Genomic DNA, 21,377 nt, shown 5'->3' on the forward strand with positions numbered 1-21,377 from the left:
CGCTATGCGGATCCAAGCCGAAGGCCCGCCAATGGTCTGCAACGGGCCTTGCAGCCGCATGGCCAGAGAATGGCCAGCAGGCGTAGAGCCCGAATCCTAGCCCTGCCTGCTTATACATGTCAAAAAAACGTGAAATGCAGGTTGATATAACCAAAAACAAGGTCGGCGCTGGTGCATTTCCATGCATATCTGCCGTGGGTCAGCGCAAATTTGTCTCTTTTGTGGAAAGCGGGCGAAATCCATAAAACCGTCATACGGCCATGCTTCCGCAGGCCTGGCAAAAGCCTGTTGAAAAGAGCCCTGCCCTTCCGGCTGCGCAGTCACGCGCAGAGCAGCGTTGCACGCACCGTCGCTTCCACAAGCCATTCCGTAATGCACCCCCATGAATACCAAGACAATTTCAAATCAATCCAAGTGAATAGCAACATCTTGAAACATATGTAAAGACAACCCTTTACAAATGTCGATGCAACAGTAAATAGCAAGCATTACCATTCGCGCCCAATTTCTCACTCCCTCCCTTGGACGCCCTCGATGCCTGCCCCCTGCCGCCTTTCACCCTTGACTCTGGGCCTGTCGCTGCTGTTCAGCGCCGGCCTGGCCAGTGCTGCCACCACGACCCTGCCGGAAACCGCGGTGACCGCCGACAGCACCCGCGAAGAGGACAACCCGCGGGTCAAGGATGTGAGCACCGCGACCCGCACCTCGACCCCGGCGCGCTACGTGCCACAGGCCATCGATTCGGTGAAGACCCGCAACGTGCTGGACTACGGCAGCAGCAACCTGGGCAAGGCGCTGGAAGGCATCCCCAACGTCAGCAGCGGCGCCGACACCCGCTTCGACAGCCTGCGCATTCGCGGCTTCGACGCCAGCAACGACTTCTACCTGGACGGTGTCCGCGACGACAGCCAGTACACCCGCGACCTGCACAACATCGAACGCGTCGAGGTGCTCAAGGGCCCGGCGGCGGTGCTCTATGGCCGTGGCAGCCAGGGCGGCATCGTCAACCGGATCAGCAAGGCGCCGGAACACAGCCGCCGCTCGACCATCGAAGCCCAGGGTGGCAGCCAGGACCTGCGCAGCCTGTACGCCGACCTCAGTGCCGACCCCAGCGATACCCTCAGCCTGCGCCTGAACCTGGGCAACGAGGACAAGAACAGCTTCCGCGACGGTATCGACGGCAACCACCGCCAACTGTTCGCCCCGTCCATGAGCTGGCAGATCAGCCCCGAGCTGAACTGGCTGGTGCAGTACGAGTACAGCCGCTACGACCGTACCCCCGACCGTGGCATCCCCGGCAACCCGCTCACCGGGCGCCCGGCCGACGTCAGCCGCAAGACCACCTACGGCGACACCCAGCGCGACTACATCAACGACCGCGCCGAGTCGATGCGCTCGCGCCTGAACTACGAGCTGAACGACCAGTGGCAACTGCGCCACACCTTCAGCCTGTTCACCCTGGAGAGCGACTTCGACAACACCTACCTGACCGCCTACCGCCCGGCTGCCGGGCTGGTGGATCGCCAGCGCTGGCAACAGGACCTGAGCACCCGCAACCTCTACAACACCGTCGAACTCGAAGGCCATGTAGAAACGTTCGGCCTGGAACACACACTGCTGGTGGGCCTGGAAGTGGGCGAGCAGCGTCGCAACTCGCTGCTGCACCAAGGCGTTGGCGTGCTCCCGGTACCGCTGCAGGGGGCCACTGCCAGCCAACTGCACAACGGCACGATGCGGGTATCCAGCAACAACCACACCGACGTCCAGAGCAGCGGTGTCTACCTGCAGGACCAGATCCGCCTCAACGACCAGTGGCAACTGCTGGCCGGCGTGCGCTTCGACCGCTTTGAAGTGGAGACGACCAGCAAGCTCAGCAACCTTTCCGAAAAGGTCGATGACAACAGTGTCAGCCCCCGGGTAGGAGTGGTCTATACCCCATGGCAGGATCACTCGTTCTACGCGTCCTGGAGCAGGAGCTATGCCCCCGTGGGTGGCGGCTTGATCGGCGTCACGCCTCAGGCAGCGGGCAACACCAACCAGACCGATCCCGAGCAGACGCGTCAGAAGGAAATCGGGGTCAAGAGTGAATGGTTCGACGAGCGCCTGAGCACTACCCTCGCACTGTATGAAATCGAGTTGTACAACCGCCGCACCCGTGATCCGCTCGATCGCGACATCATCCTGATGACCGGCCTGCAACGCTCCAAGGGTATCGAGCTGACAGCAACCGGAAATGTCATTGGTAACTGGTATGTTCGCGGCGGCATCGGCTTGCAGGATGCGACCATCGTCAAGGACAACAATGGCCAGGAAGGCAATCGGATCAACGATGTCGCCAAACGCAACGCCAGTTTGTTCGTAACATGGAAACCTGAACTTGGCTGGTATGCGGAGACGGGACTGACGCTGGTTGGCGACCGTTTCGCGGATACGCAGAATACTGTGAAGCTGCCGGGCTACGGCCGTTGGGACGCGCTGGCGGGTTATCGCACCCACGACTGGGATGTTCGCGCGGCGCTGAGCAACATCACCGACAAGACCTACTACAGCTCGGCCACCAGTGCGGCGCAGATCCAGGTGGGCGACCCACGTAGCCTGGTGGTGACCGGAACCTACAGCTTCTGAGTTGCAATCAGGAGCGGACGTCAAGGATGGGTCGTCCAAACGAAAACGCCACCGCGAATGCGGTGGCGTTCTTTTCTGCGACGGGATCCTTCCCGGTCAATGCCAGACAGCCAGCAGAGCTTCGAACTCTTCCTCGCTGATCAAGCCTTGGGGGTATCGCCCATCCAGCAGGCGCCGTGGGTCGGTCGTCCTGACCCGATTGTCTCCATGACGTTTCAACCACTGAGCCAGGATTCTGAGCGATTGGTGACTGGCCGCCGTTGAGGGCAAAGCCGACTCACTTGCTGCGTTCATTTCCTCACGTACTCCCTGGGCCGAGTGAGCGGCTAAGTTACTTCAGGCACGTTACAGAACGGCGTAGGCCGATTCCCCTGAAGTACGAGGAAAAATCAATACAATTGCTGTGCCATTCCAACTGTCCGAATATCGCCAGCAAAAAAAAGCCCGTCTTGCGACGGGCTTTTCTCTCAATGGCCGATCAGCGTTTGACCGGTGCCGGCTGCTGCTGGGTCAGGCAGTGAATGTTGCCACCGCCAAGCAGCAGCTCACGCCCCGGGATCATCACCACTTCGTGGTCCGGGAAGACCTTGGCCAGGATCGCTCTGGCTTGCGCATCAGCCGGGTCGTCGAAGCTCGGGGCGATGATGCCGCCGTTGACGATCAGGAAGTTCACGTAGGAGCCGGCCAGGTGTACCGAAGGGTCGCGCTCCTGGCTGCCCGCCACATGATCGACACCGTCGCATTCTGCCTGGGTGGCGTACAGCGGCCCGGGGATCGGCATCTTGTGCACCACGAACTCGCGCCCTTTGGCGTCGCGGGTGTTTTTCAGCACCTCGTAGGCGGCGTGGCAGCGCGCATAGTTGGGGTCATTGGAATCATCGGTCCAGGCCAGTAACACTTCGCCTGGGCTGACGTAACAGCAGAAGTTGTCGACGTGGCCATCGGTCTCGTCGTTGTACAGGCCATCCGGCAGCCAGACGACAGTCTCCACCGCCAGGTGCTCGCGCAGGACGTCCTCGATCTGCTCGCGGTTCAGGTGCGGGTTACGGTTGCGGTTGAGCAGGCATTCCTCGGTGGTGATCAGGGTGCCCTCACCGTCGACATGGATCGAACCGCCCTCGAGCACGAAGCCCTCGGTGTGGTAACGCTGCACGCGTTCCATTTCCATGACCTTGGCGGCCAGCTCTTCGTCGCGGTTCCAGGGTGCGTACAGGCCGCCGTCGAAACCGCCCCAGGCATTGAAGCCCCAGTCCACGCCACGCACTTCACCGTGGTCGTTGATGACGAAGGTCGGGCCGGTGTCACGCACCCAGGCGTCATCGTTGCTGATCTCGACCACGCGGATGTTGGGCAGCTCGAGCTGGCGACGGGCGTTCTCGTACTGGCCGGCGGACACCGCCACGGTGACCGGCTCGAAGCGGGCGATGGCCTTGGCCAGGGTCACGTGCGCGGCCTGCGCCGGCTTGCCGCCCAGGCGCCAGTTGTCCGGGCGCTCCGGCCAGACCATCCACACCTGGGTCTGCGGGGCCCACTCGGCGGGCATGTGGAAACCGTCGGCGCGGGGGGTCGAGTTGAGGGTCTTCATGGGTAACCTCTGCGAAGGCCCGGGGCCAGGGGCGCCAGGTCAGTGAGCGAAAAAGATGCAGGCTCGCCAGTATAGGCAGCGTAATGATCAGCCGATATTACAACCGATAAATATCGACTTTAAATAGATGAACACAAAATATTTAGGCATAAAAATGCCTGGTGAACCGATAACAATCGACTTGCCAGGCCTGTATGCCTTGAATCAGAGCCCTTCGCCGAGGACCCGCTCCACGCTGTCGACGAAATAGTCCACGCTGGCCCGCGTGGTACACATCGGTGGCTTGATCTTGAGGATGTTCAGATAGTCGCCGGTCGGCTGCATGAAAATCCCCAGGTCACGCAGGCGATCGCACAGGATCATGGTTTCCTCGGTCGCTGGCTCCAGCGTCTGGCGATCGCGCACCAGCTCCAGCCCCAAGTAGAACCCGGAACCATGGGCGGCGCCGGCAAGCGGATATTTATCGATCAATGCCTGAAGACGTGCCTTGAAGTAACGGCCCACGTCACGGGCGTTGTCCCACAACCCTTCGTCGCGCATCACCTCCAGCACCGCCATGCCGATACGGCAACTGACCGGGCTGCCACCGGCCGACGAGAAGAAGTAACCCTCGGCCTCCAGCGCCTCGGCGATCTCGCGCCGGGTGATCACCGCGCCCAGCGGCTGGCCGTTGCCCATGCCCTTGGCCATGGTGATGATGTCCGGCGCCACGCCCTGCTCCTCGAAGCCCCAGAAGTACTCGCCCAGGCGCCCGTAACCGACCTGCACCTCGTCGGCGATGCACACCCCGCCGCGCTGGCGCACCTTGGCGTAAGCCTCGCGCAGGTAGCCCGGCGGCAGCGAGATGCCGCCGGCGTTGCCATAAACCGGCTCGCAGATCATCCCCGCCAACTGGCGACCACGGGCGTCGAGGTCGGCCAGCTTGGCATCGACATCGCGTAGGTAGTCGGCGGCGCTGTCGGCGCCCCGGTAGCGCCCGCGGAAGGTGTTCGGCGCCTCCACCGGGTGTACCCAGTCCGGACGAGTCTCCAGGGCCTGGGGGTTGTCGGCGATCGAGGTGGAGATCGCGTCGGTGGCCACCGACCAGCCGTGGTAGGCCTCCAGCACGCTGAGCAGGTCGCGTCCGCCGCTGTAGGCCCAGGCCAGGCGGATCGCCAGGTCATTGGCCTCGGTGCCGCTGTTGACCAGGAACACCCGGTCGAAGCCCTCCGGGGCCACCTCCAGAAGGCGTTCGGAAAACTCGGCGATGGCTGCGTAGTGAAAGCGCGAGTTGGTGTTGACCAGCGACCACTGGCGCGCCGACTCGGCGACCATGCGCGGATGGCCATGGCCAAGCACCGCGACGTTGTTGAGCATGTCCAGGTACGAACGGCCCTGCATGTCGATCAGGTAGTTGCGCCAGCCGCGCTCGATATGCGGCGGCTGGGCGTAGTAATGCTTCTGCGAGCGGGCGAAGCTGGCATCGCGACGGGCCAGCAGGGCCTGCGCGTCAGCCAGTGGCTCGGCGTCGCAGTCGAAGCCGAGCAGGGTGCGCGGTGACGGGCACAGGGCCAGCCAGGCGGCAGCGTGGGAGGGCATGGCAAAGAAGGGTGGACGGATATCGGTATCCACGCACAGTTGCACGCGGAGGAACCCACAGGTCGCGCCGAGGGCCTGCCCCTTGAGCAGCGCCTGGCCATCGCTCGGCGCCTCTTCCAGACCATCGAGCCACAGGTTCCAGCGCGCGGTGCGCAGGCAGCCACGGCCATCGCCGATGTGTTGCCATACCCCAGCCTCGGGCGCCTGCAACGCAGTGCCGGACGACAGGTTCAACTCCACGCCCAGGGCGCAGGTGGCCGGTTCTTCGGGCCGGTCGATGTGGGTTTGCGACAGGCGGTACTGCCCATGCAGGCTGCACGCCGGCCCCGGCTGGGCAGCAAGCAGACGCTGGTCAAAGCCCGGTTGCTCCCAATTGCCCGCCTCGCAGTGAAGGCTGAGCACACCCAGGTCGACCCGGCTCACCGACTTGCCATTGAGCGACGGCAGCAACACGGCGCAATCGCCAAGATCGATGCTGGCAGGCTTGCGCCCAGCCGCCTGAAGGATCGCCGCCTCCATCAAAGCGGCGGGCACGGCACAGGCCGTATCGAAGATCTCCCACTCATGGGCGATGTTGTCGCGGGTGTACTGGTTGTCCGGATCTATGGCCAGTTGCTGCTCGCTGCTGAGCACCAGCACCGCGGCGCGGTTCAGCACCAGCGGCCAGAGGGCGCGCAACTCGGCGTCCTGCAGGGGATTCACGGCATGATAGGCGCGGACCACCGGCAGGATTCGCAGCGGGTCGCCCTCGGCGTGATGCAGCAAGGCCGCGCAGGTCACCGACAGATCGGCGATGCGCCAGGTACGCACCAGGTCACCGAAGTCGATGACACCCTGCACCTGCCACTGCCGCTCGGCATCACGCGACCAGACCACGTTGTCGTCGGTGATGTCCAGGTGCACGGCCTGGATTGGCAACTGTTCGACCAGCGGCTGCAATCGTGCGCTTGCCGCCTTGGCCACGTACTCCACCCGCTCCCGGCGCTGTGCATCCCGCAACACCGGCAACAGATGCTGGATCAGGGCCTGGGCATGGCGCGGATCCCACTGCAGGGTGCGCTCGAGGCCGGGATGGTCGAAGTCGGCCAGGCCCTTGTCGACGCGGGCGCAAAGCGCACCGAGTTCCACCATTACCCGCCCCGGCAGGTGGCCCAGGCGGGTCAACGGCTGCCCGTCGATGTAGTCGAGCAGGCGCACGCGCAAGGTCTGGCCGTCGACATCCAGCGCCAACAGGTCCTGCCCGTTGCTGGCCAGGCGTACCGCAGGTACCGGCAGGCCGCAGTCACGCAAATGAGTCAACGCGGCATGCTGTGCTTCCAACTCCTGCCGGGCATAGTTTGCGTGACAGATCTTGAGCACATAACACGCACCGCTGCCGTTGACCTGGAAGTTCAGGTCCTGTTGGCTACCCAAAGGCTGCAAACCACCGTCCAGATCGTAATGCGCCCGCAGCATGGCATGGGCCTGCGCCCCGCTCAGTAAGGGGACGGGTAGACTGGAACGCTGGATCAGGATGGAAAGCGGCATGGCGAAAGCTCTCGTTTTTCTCGTATATCGCCATCAGGCAGGCAAATTGGCAAGCCGGCAGCGTACAATTGGCGTTTCGTCGCATAGGCCTTGCAGCCCAGCACATTCAACTTGCCTATAGTCTTGTCAGCCGACAAGCTGTGAGCCCGCTAGCCACCGTCATTATTGGAAGGAAAGGGAATCCAACATGCGTATTCTCATTACCGGGGGAGCCGGTTTCATCGGATCCGCCCTGGTACGCCACCTCATCAGCAGTACCGAGCATGAAGTCCTCAATCTCGACAAGCTGACTTATGCAGGCAACCTGGAATCATTGTTGAGCATCGCCAGCAATTCGCGCTATGAGTTCGCCCAGGTCGATATCGTCGACCAGGCCGCCGTGAGTGCAGTACTCGCCCGCTTCCAGCCACACGCCATCATGCACCTGGCCGCGGAATCGCATGTGGATCGCTCCATCGACGGCCCTTCGGACTTCATCCAGACCAACATCGTCGGTACCTACAGTCTGCTGGAGGCAACCCGGGGTTACTGGAACACACTGGGCGAGGAGGAGCGCAAGTCTTTCCGCTTCCATCACATTTCCACCGACGAGGTCTACGGTGACCTTCACGGGGTCGACGACCTGTTCACCGAAACCACGCCCTACGCCCCCAGTTCGCCCTATTCGGCGAGCAAAGCGGCCTCCGACCACCTGGTCCGCGCCTGGCACCGTACCTATGGATTGCCGGTGCTGCTGACCAACTGCTCCAACAACTATGGGCCGTTCCACTTCCCCGAGAAGCTCATTCCACTGGTCATTCTCAACGCCCTCGAAGGCAAGCCGCTGCCGGTCTATGGCGACGGCCTGCAAGTGCGTGACTGGCTGTTCGTCGAGGATCACGCCCGCGCGCTGTTCAAGGTGGTTAGCGAAGGCGAAGTAGGCGAAACCTACAACATCGGTGGCCACAACGAGCAGAAGAACATCGATGTGGTGCGCGGCATCTGTGCCCTGCTCGAGGAACTGGCCCCGCAACACCCGGCAGGAATTGCGAACTACACTGACCTGATAACCTTCGTCAAGGATCGCCCGGGCCACGACCAGCGCTATGCCATCGATGCCAGCAAGATCGAGCGCGAGTTGGGCTGGGTTCCCGAGGAGACCTTCGAGACAGGCCTGCGCAAGACCGTTCAGTGGTACCTGGACAACCTTGTATGGTGCCGCCATGTCCAGGATGGCAGTTATCAGCGTGAACGACTGGGCAATAACGATTACAAGGATTTGATCGCATGACCAAGGGCATCATCCTCGCCGGCGGCTCCGGTACTCGCCTGCACCCGATCACACTGGCCACCTCCAAGCAACTGCTGCCCATCTACGACAAGCCGATGATTTACTATCCGCTCTCTGTCCTGATGCTGGCAGGTATCCGCGATATCCTCCTGATCTCCACGCCCGCCGACCTTCCGCAGTACCGTCAACTGTTCGGTGACGGCAACCAGTTCGGCATCAACCTCAGCTATGCCGAGCAACCGTCGCCCGACGGCCTGGCCCAGGCCTTCCTGATTGGCGAAGAGTTCATCGGCAACGACTCGGTATGCCTGATCCTGGGCGACAACATCTTCCATGGCCAGGGTTTCAGCGAACAGCTCCAGCGCGCGGTCAAGCACCAGGCCGGCGCCACGGTATTCGGCTACTGGGTCAAGGACCCCGAGCGCTTCGGCGTGGTCGAGTTCGACGGCAATGGCCGGGCCTTGTCGATCGAAGAAAAGCCTGCCCAGCCAAGGTCCAACTACGCGGTTACCGGCCTGTACTTCTACGACAACGATGTGGTGAAGATTGCCAAGGGGGTCAAGCCTTCCCCACGGGGCGAACTGGAGATCACCGATATCAACAACGCCTACCTGGAGCGTGGCGACCTGCGCGTGGAGCGCTTGGGGCGCGGCCTTGCATGGCTCGACACCGGCACCCACGACAGTCTCCTGGAAGCTTCCCAGTATGTGCGGACCATCGAGCACCTGCAGGGACTGAAAATCGCGTGTCTGGAAGAGATCGCTCATCAGAAAGGCTGGATCAGCCGTCAAGAATTGCAGAAGAAGGCCGAAGAACTGAAGAAGACGGGGTACGGACAGTACCTTAGTAAATTGATAGCAGAGACCCCATGAATATCATCGCCACGGCAATCCCGGATGTTCTGATCATCGAACCGAAGATTTTTGGTGATAGCCGTGGCTTCTTCTTCGAAAGCTTCAACGCACGGGACTTTTCCGACAAGGCTGGCGTTGACGTGAACTTCGTGCAGGACAACCACTCACGCTCGCAAAAGGGCGTGCTGCGCGGCCTGCACTACCAGATCGACAATCCCCAGGGGAAACTGGTGCGGGTCATGCAGGGCGAGGTCCTCGACGTCGCCGTGGACCTGCGTCAAAGCTCACCTACCTGTGGAAAATGGGTCGCGACGCGGCTGAGCGCCGTGGAACACCGTCAATTCTGGATACCACCAGGATTTGCCCATGGCTTCCTGGTACTAAGCGAGTCGGCCGACTTCCTCTACAAGACCACCGATTACTACACCCCGAGCGCCGAACGCTGCATCCGCTGGGATGACCCGCAGCTGGCGATCGACTGGGGCCTGCTGGAAGCACCGACCCTGTCCGCCAAGGACCAGGCCGGCAAATTGTTCAAGGATGCGGAGCTGTTCCCGTGAAAATCCTTGTCTGCGGCCACAGTGGCCAGGTTGCCCAGGCGTTGCAGGGCGCCCTGGCCGGATTGGGCGAGGTGTGCCTGGTTGGCCGCGACCAGTTCGACATGGCCCGACCGGAACAGCTGCGCGAACCACTGCGCCGACAGGCGCCAGATCTGATCATCAATGCGGCGGCCCACACTGCGGTGGATCAGGCCGAGAACGAGCCGGAACAGGCCTTTGCCATCAATGCCGAGGCGCCGGGCATATTGGCCGAAGAAGCCGCACGCCTCGGCGTGCCACTGATCCACTACTCCACCGACTATGTCTTCGACGGCAGCAAGGCCACGCCATACGACGAGGACGACGCGCCACACCCCCTGGGAATCTACGGACACAGCAAGTTGGCCGGAGAGCAGGCAATCCGCGCAGCAGGCGCAGAACACCTGATCCTGCGCACCAGCTGGGTCTATTCGCTGCATGGGCGCAATTTCCTGCTGACCATGCAACGATTGCTTCAGGAACGCCCACAGCTGAAAGTCGTAGACGATCAGATCGGTGCTCCAACGTGGGCCGCCACCATCGCCATCAGCACCCGCACACTGATCGAGCGCTGGCGTAACGGCGAGGCTGGCGCCTGGGGCACCTACCACTTGACCGCCCAGGGTGAGACCTCCTGGTTCGGCTTCGCCCAGGCCATCGGTGAACAGCTGAAGGCGCGCGGGCTGCCCTGCGCCGAACTGCTGCCGATCCCCTCGAGCGAGTACCCGACGCCGGCGCAACGGCCGCTCAACTCGCGTCTGGACTGTTCGCGTCTGGCCCGTGAATGGCAGGTCAGCCAACCGCACTGGCACGATGCACTCATCGACTGCCTCAAGTAGCGCATAATTGCGCCAGATCCTACTGGCGCCCTTATTGCGATGATCCCAAGACCCACGCCTCCCCGCCGCCCCCGCTGGCGCAGCCTGGCCCTGCTGGCGCTGTGCCTGGCCCCGCTGCTGTGGCCGCTGCGCCACCTGGCCGAGCGCTACTACCAGGATGAGCTGGCCTCGCAGAATCGCCAGACCCTCGACCTCTACGTCGCCAACCTGCTGGGCACCCTGCACCGCTACGAAACCCTGCCGCAGATCCTCGGCGACCTGCCGGCGCTACGCGGCGTGCTGGCTGACCCGTTCCGCCTCGAGGCGGTGACCAACGCCAACCGGTTGCTCAAGGGCATCACCCAGCAGACCGGTGCCGAGGTGATGTACCTGATGGATGTCAGCGGCAACACCCTGGCCGCGTCCAACTGGGACAAGCAGGACAGTTTCGTCGGCCGCAACTTCTCGTTCCGCCCGTACTTCATCGAGGCGATGGAGGGGCGGCTGGGGCGGTTCTTCGGCCAGGGCACCACCTCGGCCAAGCGCGGCTACTTCTTCGCCGCCGCCGTGCACGACCGCGACAAGGTGATCGGCGTGCTGGTGGTCAAGGTCGACCTCGACCACACCGAAACCCTCTGGGGCCGTACGCCAGAACAACTGCTGCTGACCGACCAGAACGGCGTGGTGGTACTTACCTCGCGCCCGGACTGGCGTTTCCGCGCCACCCGCGAACTGACCGCGGCCGAGCGCCAGGCCATCGTCGCCATCCAGCCCTACCCGACCCAGGCCCCGCAGCCGTTGAGCCTCAACCGCGACGCCTGGCTGATCCAGACCCGCGACATCAAGGAAACCGGCTGGCAGGTGAATATCCTCGCCCCCCGCCTGCTGGTGGATCGCTCGGTGCAGACAGTCATGGCCATCGGCGGTGGCGCGCTGCTGGTGACCATGCTCCTGGCCGGCCTGGTGATGCAGCGCCGCCGCCACTACATCGACCGCATCGACTTCGAGGCCCTTGCCCGGCAAGAGCTGGAAAAGCGCGTGATCGAACGCACCGCAGACCTCGAAGGCCTCAATACCCGCCTCAAAAGCGCGGTGCTGGAGCGCGAAAGCGCCCAGCAGGAGCTGGTGCGCGCCCAGGATGAACTGGTCCAGGCTGGCAAGCTCTCGGTACTGGGCACCATGTCAGCGAGCATCAGCCACGAACTCAATCAGCCGCTGGCGGCGATTCGCAGCTATGCCGAGAACGCCGAGATTCTCCTCGACCATCAGCGCACCGAAGATGTGCGCGGCAACCTCAAGCTGATTGGTGAGCTGACCGGGCGCATGGCCTCGATCATTGCCCACCTGCGCGCCTTCGCCCGCCGCGACCAGCACGCCCCGGAGAGCGTTGCCCTGCAACCGGCCCTGGATGATGCCCTGGCGCTGCTGGCCAAGCGTCGCCGGGCCATGGCCGTTGAACTGGTGCGCGACCTGCCCGAGGCCACGCTGTGGGTGCAGGCCGGCGAGACCCGCCTACGCCAGGTGTTGGGCAACCTGATGGCCAACGCCCTCGATGCCCTGACCGAAAAAGCCAACCCGCGCAAACTCTGGCTGAGTGCCGAGCGCCAGGACGGCTGCGTCTACCTGTGCATCCGCGACAATGGCCCAGGCTTCAGCCGCCAGGCCCTGGAGCACGCCAAGGAGCCGTTCTTCACCACCAAGACCCGCACCCAGGGCCTCGGCTTGGGGCTGGCCATCTGCGAAAGCCTGATGCACGCGCTCGGCGGCGAGTTGCTGTTGGGCAACCACCCGGAAGGTGGTGCCTTGCTGACCCTGAAACTGCGCGTGGCCAAGCCCGGCGCCAACCTGCAATCTTCGGAGGACACCTCGGCATGAGCACCGAGACACCGATCGACAGCCGTGCCCAGGTGATCCTGGTCGATGACGACCCGCATCTGCGCCAGGCCCTGAGCCAGACCCTGGACCTGGCCGGGCTCAAGGTGGTGGCCCTGGCCGACGCCCAAGGCCTGGCCGAACGCCTGGAGGAGGACTGGCCGGGCGTGGTGGTCAGCGATATCCGCATGCCCGGCATCGATGGCCTGCAACTGCTGGAGCAACTACACGCCCGCGACAGCGAGCTGCCGGTGCTGCTGATCACCGGTCACGGTGATGTACCGCTGGCAGTACAAGCCATGCGCGCCGGGGCATATGACTTCCTGGAGAAGCCCTTCGCCAGCGACGCCCTGCTCGACAGCGTGCGCCGCGCCCTGGCCCTGCGCCGCCTGGTGCTGGACAATCGCAGCCTGCGCCTGGCCCTGAGCGACCGCCAGCACCTGGCCACGCGCCTGGTCGGCCAGTCGCCCGGCATGCAGCGCCTGCGCGAGCAGATCGGCGCCCTGGCCGGCACTCGCGCCGACGTGCTGATCCTTGGCGAGACCGGCGCCGGCAAGGAGGTGGTGGCCCGCGCCCTGCACGACCTGTCGAGCCGGCGCGATGGCCCGTTCGTGGCGATCAATGCCGGCGCCCTGGCCGAGTCGGTGGTCGAGAGCGAGCTGTTCGGCCATGAGCCGGGCGCTTTTACCGGCGCGCAGAAACGCCGCATCGGCAAGTTCGAGTTCGCCAATGGCGGTACGCTGTTCCTCGACGAAATCGAGAGCATGAGCCTGGATGTGCAGGTCAAGCTGCTGCGCCTGCTACAGGAGCGAGTGGTCGAGCGTCTGGGCGGCAACCAGCTGATACCGCTGGATATCCGTATCATCGCCGCCACCAAGGAAGACCTGCGCCAAGCCGCCGACCAAGGCCGCTTCCGTGCCGACCTGTACTACCGCCTGAATGTCGCGCCGCTGCGTATCCCCGCACTGCGCGAGCGCGGCGACGACATCCTGGTGCTGTTCCAGCACTTCGCCGATGCCGCCAGCGAACGCCATGGCCTGCCGCCCCACAACCTGCAACCGGCGCAGCGGGCCCTGCTGCTGCGCCACGACTGGCCGGGCAATGTCCGCGAGCTGCAGAATGCCGCCGAACGCTTTGCCCTTGGCCTGGAGCTGGCCCTTGATGGCCAGACGCCTGCGGCGGCCAACGATATCCATGTTGCGGTGCCCGCCGGCAACCTCAGCGAGCAGGTCGAGCAGTTCGAGCGCTCGCTGATCGCCGCCGAACTGATGCAGCCGCACAGCTCCATGCGCAGCCTCGCCGAGGCCCTTGGCATCCCACGCAAGACCCTGCACGACAAGCTGCGCAAGCACAGCCTGAGCTTTGGCGGGCATGACGACCAGGAGGACAACCGTCAATGAGCAACGACAGCCAGTATCTGCAGTCCGTGCTGCACGGCGATATTCCGCTGACTCGCGAGATGGGCATGGAAGTCATCGATTGGCACGCGCACACCTTGCACCTGAAGCTGCCATTGGCGCCCAACGTCAACCACAAGAGCACCATGTTCGGCGGCAGCCTGTATTGCGGCGCGGTGCTGGTGGGCTGGGGCTGGCTGCACCTGCGCCTGCGCGAGCTGGGGATCGATGACGGGCATATCGTCATCCAGGAAGGGCAGATCAGCTACCCGCTGCCAGTCACCGGGGCTGCCGTGGCGCGTTGCCCGGCACCTGACGAGAAGACCTGGGAGCGATTCCTGACGATGTACCAGCGTCGTGGACGGGCACGATTGACACTGGAGACGGTGGTAAGCAACGAGGGTAGTGACGAGCCTGCGGTGACGTTCAGCGGGCAGTACGTGCTGCATCGCTGAAAGACGAGCTCAAGCTTTGATCGCACTCGCCAGCTCGACGAACGCCTGTCGCCATTCAGCAGCGCGGGGCAACGCCAGGAAGAACGGATTGAGCAGCGACTCACGCGGTGGGTAGCGGAACGGCAACCCGTCCAACCCGATCACCTCGCCCCCGGCACCTTCCAGCACGCCCTGGGCAGCCGCAGTATCCCACTGCGAGGTCGGCGCCAGCCGTGGATAACAGTCGGCACTGCCTTCGGCGAGCAGGCAGAACTTCAAGGAGCTGCCGATGTTGGCCAGTTCCAGCTCGCCCACCGCATTCCCAAGCCCTGCCAGCAGCGCTTCCTGCTCCGGGCTTGAATGCCGACGGCTGGCGACGACGGTAAACCGCTCCTGAGCCGGTGGGGCATTACGCACCTGGATCGGTTGAGCCTCTTCGTTACGCTCGGCCTTCCAGGCACCGAACTCGCGCCCACCGAAGTAACAGCGGCCATTGGTCGGCATCGCCACCACACCGAACACCACCTCGCCGTTTTCGATCAGTGCGATGTTGACGGTGAACTCCTCACTCCCGGCGATGAACTCCTTGGTGCCATCCAAAGGATCGACCAGCCACCAACGCTGCCAGCCCGCGCGGGTTGTCAGCGGGATCTCGCAGTCCTCTTCGGAGAGCACCGGAATCTGCGGCGCCAACGCCTGCAAGCCATCGGCGATAACCCGGTGGGCCGCCAGGTCGGCAGCGGTCACCGGTGAATCGTCGGCCTTGTTGCTTACCGCCACGTCAGCACGCCAGAACGGCAGGGTCGCTTCGCCGGCCAACAAGGCGAGCTTGACCACGCGCTCCATCAGTTGCCGATCATTCATACGCTCAGTACCCCACGCTGGATCAGCAGGTCACGGGCCAGGTACAGCGCCGCCAGCGCCCGGCCTTCGGTGAACTGCGGGTGCATGGCCAGGGCCGAAAGCTCGCGCAGGTTGACCTTGTCGACCCGCATCGGCTCGGGCTCGTCGCCCTCCAGGCGTTCTTCGTACAGGTCGGTGGCCAGGACCACCTGGATCTTCTGGCTCATGTAGCCGGGCGACAGCGACAGCTCGGTCAGGTGTTCCAGCTGGCGCGCGCCGAACCCGGCCTCTTCCTTGAGCTCGCGGTCGGCGGCGGCCAGAACGTCCTCGCCCGGTTCGATCAGGCCCTTGGGCAGCGACAGCTCGTATTCATCAGTGCCGCCGCAGTATTCCTCGACCAGCACCGCATGCTCGGCATCGAGCATGGCCACGATCATCACCGCGCCATAGCCATTGCCACGGCCGACCAGTCGCTCATAGGTGCGCTCGGTACCGTTGGAGAAGCGCAACTGCACGGCTTCGACGCGGAACAGGCGGCTGCTGGCGACGATCTCGCGGCTGAGGACGGTGGGTTTCTGGCGCATGGGGCGGCTCCTTGGCGTGAACGGGTTACTATACCGTGGCTTGCCGACTGATCGAGAATTTCCCATGCCCGTTCTTCCCTGGTCCGCCATCGATACCGTCCTGCTGGACATGGACGGCACCCTGCTCGACCTGCATTACGACAATCGCTTCTGGCTGGAGCACCTGCCCCAGCGCTATGCCGAGCTGCACGGCGTGAGCCGGGCCATGGCCGAGCTCGAACTGCGCCCGCTGTTCGAACAGCATGCCGGCACGCTCAACTGGTACTGCCTGGACTTCTGGAGCCGCGAACTGCGCCTGCCGATCCGCGAGCTGAAGCTGGAGATCGCCGACCTGATCGCCTTGAAGCCGGATGCCGATACCTTCCTCGCCGCCATTCGCAAGGCCGGCAAGCGGGTGGTGATGATCACCAACGCGCACCGCGACTCGCTGTCGTTGAAGCTGGAGCGGGTGGAACTGGCGCCGTACTTCGAACGACTGATCAGCTCGCACGACTATGGCTATCCGAAGGAGAGCCCGCAGTTCTGGGATGCGTTGCAGGCGGACATCGGCTTCGAGCCGGCGCGCAGCCTGTTCATCGATGACACCCTGGCGATTCTGCGCAGTGCCCGGCAATTTGGCGTGGGGCATCTGCTGGCTGTGCGCCAACCTGACAGCCAGGCCGGACCAAGGGATACCCAGGAGTTTGCCGCTGTAGAGGATTATCGGGCGTTGCTGGCAGGGCTATAGGCCCGCTCCCACACGTGTGGGAGCGGGCTTGCCCCGCGATGCGGTCAATCAGGAATACGCAGCACCTGCCCCGGATAGATCTTGTTAGGGTCCTTCAGCATCGGCTTGTTAGCCTCGAAGATCTTGTTGTACTTGTTGGCGTCGCCATAGACACGCTTGGAGATGGCACTCAAGGTGTCACCCTTCTCGACCTCGACGAACCGCGCAGCCTGGGCCACCGGCCCGGTAACGGTGATCTGGTCATCCACCGAGGCCACACCGGCGATGTTGCCGGCCGCCAGGATGATCTTTTCTTTCTCTTCCTGGCTGCTTACCTCGCCCTTGAGGATGACCTTGTCACCCTCTACAGTGGCCGAGATGTTCGGGTTGCCCAGACCAACGTCCTGGACGTGCTTCTTCAACTGTTCCTCGGCATTGGCGTTGCCGGGGGTCAACAGGTCGATCAACTTCTCGCCGGCTTCCTTCACGAAACTGAACAGGCTCATGTGGCGCTCCTTTGATGGTGAATCCATGGAAGCAGGAGTCTAGGCCAGGATCGGCCAATCCGCCCCGGTGCGACCAATCGACGCGCTCTATCACGGGATAGACGCTAGCGATTAGACGCCATCGGCACAGGGGCCTAGGCTTGTGGGGTCAAACTGCCAGCCGGTATTCGAGCCGATGAACAGCAAGCCACCGGTCTGCGCGGCGTCAATGCCTCTCGCCCTGCCCGCCGCCAGCAACACCTACGACTATGTCCAGCTTTCCGATGCCGCCCGCGACAAAACTCCGCTGGCCGAGGAAGTGGCGTTGGCGATCGTCTACAACGGCCTGAACCAGGCGGTGATGCTGGTCAGCCCGACCGACCTGGAAGACTTCGCCGTCGGTTTCAGCGTCGGCAGCGGCATCGTTGCCGGTACCGAAGAAATCTATGACGTGAAGCTCTCCGGCAGCGGTTCGGCGCTCTACGCCGACCTGGAGATTTCCAGCCGCGCCTTCTGGAACCTGAAGAACCAGCGCCGCCAACTGGCCGGCACCAGCGGTTGCGGCCTGTGTGGCGTCGAGGCGCTGGAACAGGCGCTGCCCGAGCTGAATGTTCTACCCGGCGCACCATTGCCGCCGGCGGATTGGCTCAAGGACCTGCGCCAGCGAATCGATGCCTTCCAGCCCCTCGGCCAGCACTGCGGCGCGGTGCATGCGGCGTTGTTCATGGACCGCGACGGCCAGCTGCTGCTGGGCCGCGAGGACATCGGCCGGCACAACGCTTTGGACAAGCTGATCGGCGCCCTGCTGCGCCAGCGCATCGAGACCCAAGGGGGGCTGGCCATCGTCACCAGCCGCTGCAGCCTGGAGCTGATCCAGAAGGTCCTGCGCGCCGGCATCCAGACCCTGGTGAGCCTTTCCGCGCCGACCGGCCTGGCCCTGCAATGGGCGCGCAAGCACAACCTCAACCTCATTCATCTGCCCAAACACAGCGCACCGCGGGTGTTCAGCCCAGCGGCGGAGTAGCAACAGCCGTGACCTCCTACGAAAAACTGCCAGACAACGCCCCCGCCTCCACCCCTCGCTACAAACCTTACCCCGGCCCCGCCGGCGGCTGGGGCGCGCTGCGCAGTGTGGCCAAGGCCTGGGTGGGCAGCGACAATGCCCTGAAAAACATCCGCGCCCTGCTCAAGACCAACCAGAACGGCGGCTTCGACTGCCCCGGCTGCGCCTGGGGCGACTCGCCCGAGAGCGGTATGGTCAAGTTCTGCGAGAACGGCGCCAAGGCGGTCAACTGGGAAGCCACCAAGCGCCGCGTAGACGCCGCGTTCTTCGCCCGCTACAGCGTGAGCGCGCTGCTGGGGCAGAGCGACTACTGGCTCGAGTATCAGGGCCGGCTGACCGAGCCGATGGTCTATGACCCGATCACCGACCACTACCGGCCGATCGACTGGGACGCCGCCTTCGCCCTGATCGCCCGGCACCTGAACAACCTGGCAAGCCCCGACCAGGCCGAGTTCTATACCTCCGGCCGGGCCAGCAACGAGGCGGCTTATCTCTATCAGCTGTTCGTGCGCGCCTACGGCACCAACAATTTCCCCGACTGCTCGAACATGTGCCACGAGGCCAGCGGCGTAGCCTTGGGCCAGAGCGTCGGCGTGGGCAAGGGCACGGTCACCTACGACGATTTCGAGCACGCCGACACGATCTTCGTCTGGGGCCAGAACCCCGGCACCAATCACCCACGCATGCTCGACCCGCTGCGCGACGCGGTGAAACGCGGCGCCCAGGTGGTGTGCGTCAACCCGCTCAAGGAACGTGGCCTGGAGCGCTTCCAGCACCCACAGAACCCGCTGGAGATGCTGACCAACAGCGACCGTCCGACCAATACTGCGTTCTTCCGCCCCGCGCTGGGCGGCGACATGGCGCTGCTGCGCGGCATGGCCAAGTTCCTCCTGCAATGGGAACGCGAAGCCCAGGCCAGCGGCGCGCCGGCGATCTTCGATCATGCCTTCATCGCCGAACACGGCCATGGCGTGGACGAGTACCTGGCAGTGGTCGATGCCACCTCATGGGAGCAGATCCAGGCTCAATCGGGCCTGACCCTGGCCGACATCGAACTGTCGGCACGCATGTACTGCAAAGGCAAACGCGTGATCATGTGCTGGGCCATGGGCATCACCCAGCACCGCCATTCGGTGCCGACCATCCAGGAAATCGTCAACCTGATGCTGCTGCGCGGCAACCTCGGGGTACCGGGCGCCGGCCTGTGCCCGGTGCGCGGCCACAGCAACGTGCAGGGTGACCGCACCATGGGCATCAACGAACGCCCACCGGTGTTCCTGCTCGATGCCATCGAAAAACGCTTCGGCTTCCCGGTGCCGCGCCACAACGGTCACAACACCGTCGAGGCGATCCACGCCATGCTCGACGGCCGGGCCAAGGTGTTCATCGGCTTGGGCGGCAACTTCGCCCAGGCCACGCCGGACACCGAACGCACCGCCCAGGCGCTGCGCAACTGCGAGTTGACCGTGCACATCAGTACCAAGCTCAACCGCAGCCACCTGGTTCATGGAAAGCAGGCGTTGATTCTGCCGTGCCTGGGCCGCACCGATATCGACCTGCAGGGCGAAGGCCCGCAGGCCGTGACGGTGGAGGACTCGTTCAGCATGGTCCACGCCTCCAATGGCCAGCTCAAGCCGCTGTCCCGGCAGATGCGCTCGGAGCCAGCCGTGGTGGCCGGCATCGCCGCCGCCACCCTGGGCAAGCAGCCGGTGGATTGGCACTGGCTGGTGGCCGACTACGACCGAATTCGCGACCTGATCGCCGACACCATCCCGGGTTTCGCCGACTTCAATGAGCGCCTGCACATGCCCGGCGGCTTCTATCTCGGCAACAGCGCCGGCAGCCGGCAGTGGAAGACCGCCAGCGGCCGCGCCAACTTCAAGGCCAACCTCCTGCCGGATAGCCTGCTCGACGAGCGCGTGCGCGCCAGCGGCCAGCTCCCGGACCTGATCATGCAGTCGATGCGCTCGCACGATCAGTACAACACCACCATCTATGGCATGGACGATCGTTATCGCGGTGTGCGCGGTCAGCGCGACGTGCTGTTCGCCAACGAAGCCGACATCGTCCGTCTGGGCTTCCAGCCGGGGCAGAAGGTCGACATCGTGTCGCTGTGGGGCGATGAGCATGTGCGCCGGGTGCATGGCTTCACCCTGCTGGCGTTCGACATTCCCGCTGGCCAGGCGGCTGCCTACTACCCAGAGGTGAACCCGTTGGTGCCGCTGGAGAGCATCGGTGACGGCAGCCATACACCGACCTCGAAGTTTATTGCCATCAAGCTGGAGCGCGCGCGGGACGACGGGCGTATCATCTGAATCGCGCCCGGCAAAGCTGAACGCCGCCCACAAAAAAGCCCTGTTCCGCAACGGTTCAGGGCTTTGTCATAAGTACCTCAGACAAGCGAAAATCGAGAAAGTTTCATACACAATTCAATAACTTAGAGAATTGTGTACAACTCGTGCTACTCGTCGGATTCCGATTGCCAGCCGCTTCGCCGAGCCTCAAATTCCGCTTCGTCATCCCTCTGAGGCTCTCTTGATGAAGAAGTACTCCTCGATTCTGTTGTTGTCTTTCGGTCTGCTCAGCGGCGTTGCCATGGCAGGCGGCACCACCGAGGCCGGCATTGGCGGCGCATTGGGTGGGGTACTCGGCTCCGTGGTGGGCAACTCCATCGGTGGTAGCACCGGCGGCGCCATTGGTGCCGGCCTGGGCGGCGCGGCCGGCGGTGCCCTGGGTGCCGACAAGCGCCAGCGCGGCGAAGCGGCCATCGGTGGCGCACTGGGCGCAGCCGGCGGCAACGTGGTCGGCCGCTCGGTGGGCGGTACCACCGGTAGCTACATTGGTGCGGCGGCCGGCGGTGGCGCGGGTGGCGCACTGGGTAACTACATGGGCAACAAGGCCGACGAAGACGAGCGCCATGAGTCGCGCCGCTACCGTCGTGACTACGATGACCGCCGCCATTACGACCGCGGCCATCACTACGGCCACCGCAAGCACAAGCGCCACTGGCGCCATGACTGATCGCCAGGCTTACGCCTGACGCCTAAGGCCCTGCCCTCACCGGCAGGGCCTTTTCGTTTGCAGGCACGCCAAGGGATTAAGGGCCACCCCGATATGGAGGCCACTAGCCACTAGTTATCATCGCTGTTTCGACCACG

At 63.9% G+C, this 21,377-nt stretch carries 17 protein-coding genes; 12 read left to right on the plus strand and 5 right to left on the minus strand.

Features of this window, described 5'->3' with window-relative positions; genetic code table 11:
- Positions 1-534 precede the first annotated feature (534 nt).
- Positions 535-2,625, plus strand: a complete 2,091-nt coding sequence (locus ABZO33_RS13825) for a TonB-dependent receptor (RefSeq protein ID WP_414536487.1) — start codon at positions 535-537, stop codon at positions 2,623-2,625.
- 478 nt (positions 2,626-3,103) lie between these two features.
- Here the strand turns inward: ABZO33_RS13825 and aguA are convergent, their stop codons facing one another.
- Both aguA and ABZO33_RS13835 read right to left on the minus strand, forming a co-directional pair.
- Positions 3,104-4,210, minus strand: a complete 1,107-nt coding sequence (gene aguA / locus ABZO33_RS13830) for an agmatine deiminase (protein ID WP_414536488.1) — start codon at positions 4,208-4,210, stop codon at positions 3,104-3,106.
- Between the two features lie 204 nt (positions 4,211-4,414).
- Positions 4,415-7,315 carry an aminotransferase gene (locus tag ABZO33_RS13835; protein WP_414536489.1) on the minus strand — a complete coding sequence of 967 codons (2,901 nt, stop codon included), beginning with the start codon at positions 7,313-7,315 and terminating at the stop codon, positions 4,415-4,417.
- 187 nt (positions 7,316-7,502) lie between these two features.
- On the opposite strand from ABZO33_RS13835, the gene rfbB reads away from it, so the two are divergent.
- Genes rfbB through ABZO33_RS13870 form a run of 7 tightly spaced genes read left to right on the plus strand, consistent with a single transcriptional unit; the run spans position 7,503 to position 14,559 of the window.
- On the plus strand, positions 7,503-8,585 hold the full coding sequence (gene rfbB, locus ABZO33_RS13840) for a dTDP-glucose 4,6-dehydratase (RefSeq protein ID WP_414536490.1): 1,083 nt from the start codon (positions 7,503-7,505) through the stop codon (positions 8,583-8,585).
- Positions 8,582-9,457: a glucose-1-phosphate thymidylyltransferase RfbA gene (rfbA, locus tag ABZO33_RS13845; protein WP_414536491.1), complete on the plus strand. Its 876-nt coding sequence runs from the start codon at positions 8,582-8,584 to the stop codon at positions 9,455-9,457. Before rfbB ends, rfbA begins: the two co-directional genes overlap by 4 nt.
- Positions 9,454-9,999, plus strand: coding sequence for a dTDP-4-dehydrorhamnose 3,5-epimerase (gene rfbC / locus ABZO33_RS13850; RefSeq protein WP_414536492.1), 546 nt, complete (start codon positions 9,454-9,456; stop codon positions 9,997-9,999). The genes rfbA and rfbC overlap by 4 nt, the downstream gene beginning before the upstream one ends.
- Complete coding sequence (gene rfbD / locus ABZO33_RS13855) at positions 9,996-10,856, plus strand: dTDP-4-dehydrorhamnose reductase (protein WP_414536493.1); 861 nt, start codon at positions 9,996-9,998, stop codon at positions 10,854-10,856. The genes rfbC and rfbD overlap by 4 nt, the downstream gene beginning before the upstream one ends.
- 39 nt (positions 10,857-10,895) lie before the next feature.
- Positions 10,896-12,710 carry a sensor histidine kinase gene (locus ABZO33_RS13860; protein WP_414536494.1) on the plus strand — a complete coding sequence of 605 codons (1,815 nt, stop codon included), beginning with the start codon at positions 10,896-10,898 and terminating at the stop codon, positions 12,708-12,710.
- Complete coding sequence (locus ABZO33_RS13865; protein ID WP_414536495.1) at positions 12,707-14,107, plus strand: sigma-54-dependent transcriptional regulator; 1,401 nt, start codon at positions 12,707-12,709, stop codon at positions 14,105-14,107. The genes ABZO33_RS13860 and ABZO33_RS13865 overlap by 4 nt, the downstream gene beginning before the upstream one ends.
- Positions 14,104-14,559: a YiiD C-terminal domain-containing protein gene (locus ABZO33_RS13870; RefSeq protein ID WP_414536496.1), complete on the plus strand. Its 456-nt coding sequence runs from the start codon at positions 14,104-14,106 to the stop codon at positions 14,557-14,559. Before ABZO33_RS13865 ends, ABZO33_RS13870 begins: the two co-directional genes overlap by 4 nt.
- Positions 14,560-14,568: 9 nt before the next feature.
- On the opposite strand, the gene cysQ is transcribed toward ABZO33_RS13870, so the two are convergent.
- A complete protein-coding gene (gene cysQ / locus ABZO33_RS13875; protein WP_414536497.1) occupies positions 14,569-15,402 on the minus strand; it encodes a 3'(2'),5'-bisphosphate nucleotidase CysQ in 834 nt (277 codons plus the stop codon).
- A complete protein-coding gene (gene nudE / locus ABZO33_RS13880) occupies positions 15,399-15,965 on the minus strand; it encodes an ADP compounds hydrolase NudE (RefSeq protein ID WP_194789652.1) in 567 nt (188 codons plus the stop codon). The genes cysQ and nudE overlap by 4 nt, the downstream gene beginning before the upstream one ends.
- Before the next feature lie 64 nt (positions 15,966-16,029).
- On the opposite strand from nudE, the gene yrfG reads away from it, so the two are divergent.
- Positions 16,030-16,692 carry a GMP/IMP nucleotidase gene (gene yrfG, locus ABZO33_RS13885; RefSeq protein ID WP_414536498.1) on the plus strand — a complete coding sequence of 221 codons (663 nt, stop codon included), beginning with the start codon at positions 16,030-16,032 and terminating at the stop codon, positions 16,690-16,692.
- Positions 16,693-16,736: 44 nt separating this feature from the next.
- Here yrfG and lysM read toward each other — a convergent pair whose 3' ends face one another.
- Positions 16,737-17,177: a peptidoglycan-binding protein LysM gene (lysM, locus tag ABZO33_RS13890; RefSeq protein WP_414536499.1), complete on the minus strand. Its 441-nt coding sequence runs from the start codon at positions 17,175-17,177 to the stop codon at positions 16,737-16,739.
- Positions 17,178-17,352: 175 nt separating this feature from the next.
- Between lysM and fdhD the strand changes: the two genes are divergently transcribed.
- From fdhD to ABZO33_RS13905, 3 genes are all read left to right on the plus strand, one after another.
- Positions 17,353-18,180, plus strand: coding sequence for a formate dehydrogenase accessory sulfurtransferase FdhD (gene fdhD / locus ABZO33_RS13895; protein ID WP_414536500.1), 828 nt, complete (start codon positions 17,353-17,355; stop codon positions 18,178-18,180).
- Between the two features lie 8 nt (positions 18,181-18,188).
- Positions 18,189-20,534: an FdhF/YdeP family oxidoreductase gene (locus ABZO33_RS13900; protein ID WP_414536501.1), complete on the plus strand. Its 2,346-nt coding sequence runs from the start codon at positions 18,189-18,191 to the stop codon at positions 20,532-20,534.
- A gap of 223 nt (positions 20,535-20,757) precedes the next feature.
- Positions 20,758-21,240: a glycine zipper domain-containing protein gene (locus tag ABZO33_RS13905; RefSeq protein WP_046857505.1), complete on the plus strand. Its 483-nt coding sequence runs from the start codon at positions 20,758-20,760 to the stop codon at positions 21,238-21,240.
- The last annotated feature ends 137 nt before the right edge of the window (positions 21,241-21,377 follow it).

The sequence above is a fragment of the Pseudomonas sp. CAM1A genome (assembly GCF_047501685.1).
Lineage (GTDB): Bacteria > Pseudomonadota > Gammaproteobacteria > Pseudomonadales > Pseudomonadaceae > Aquipseudomonas.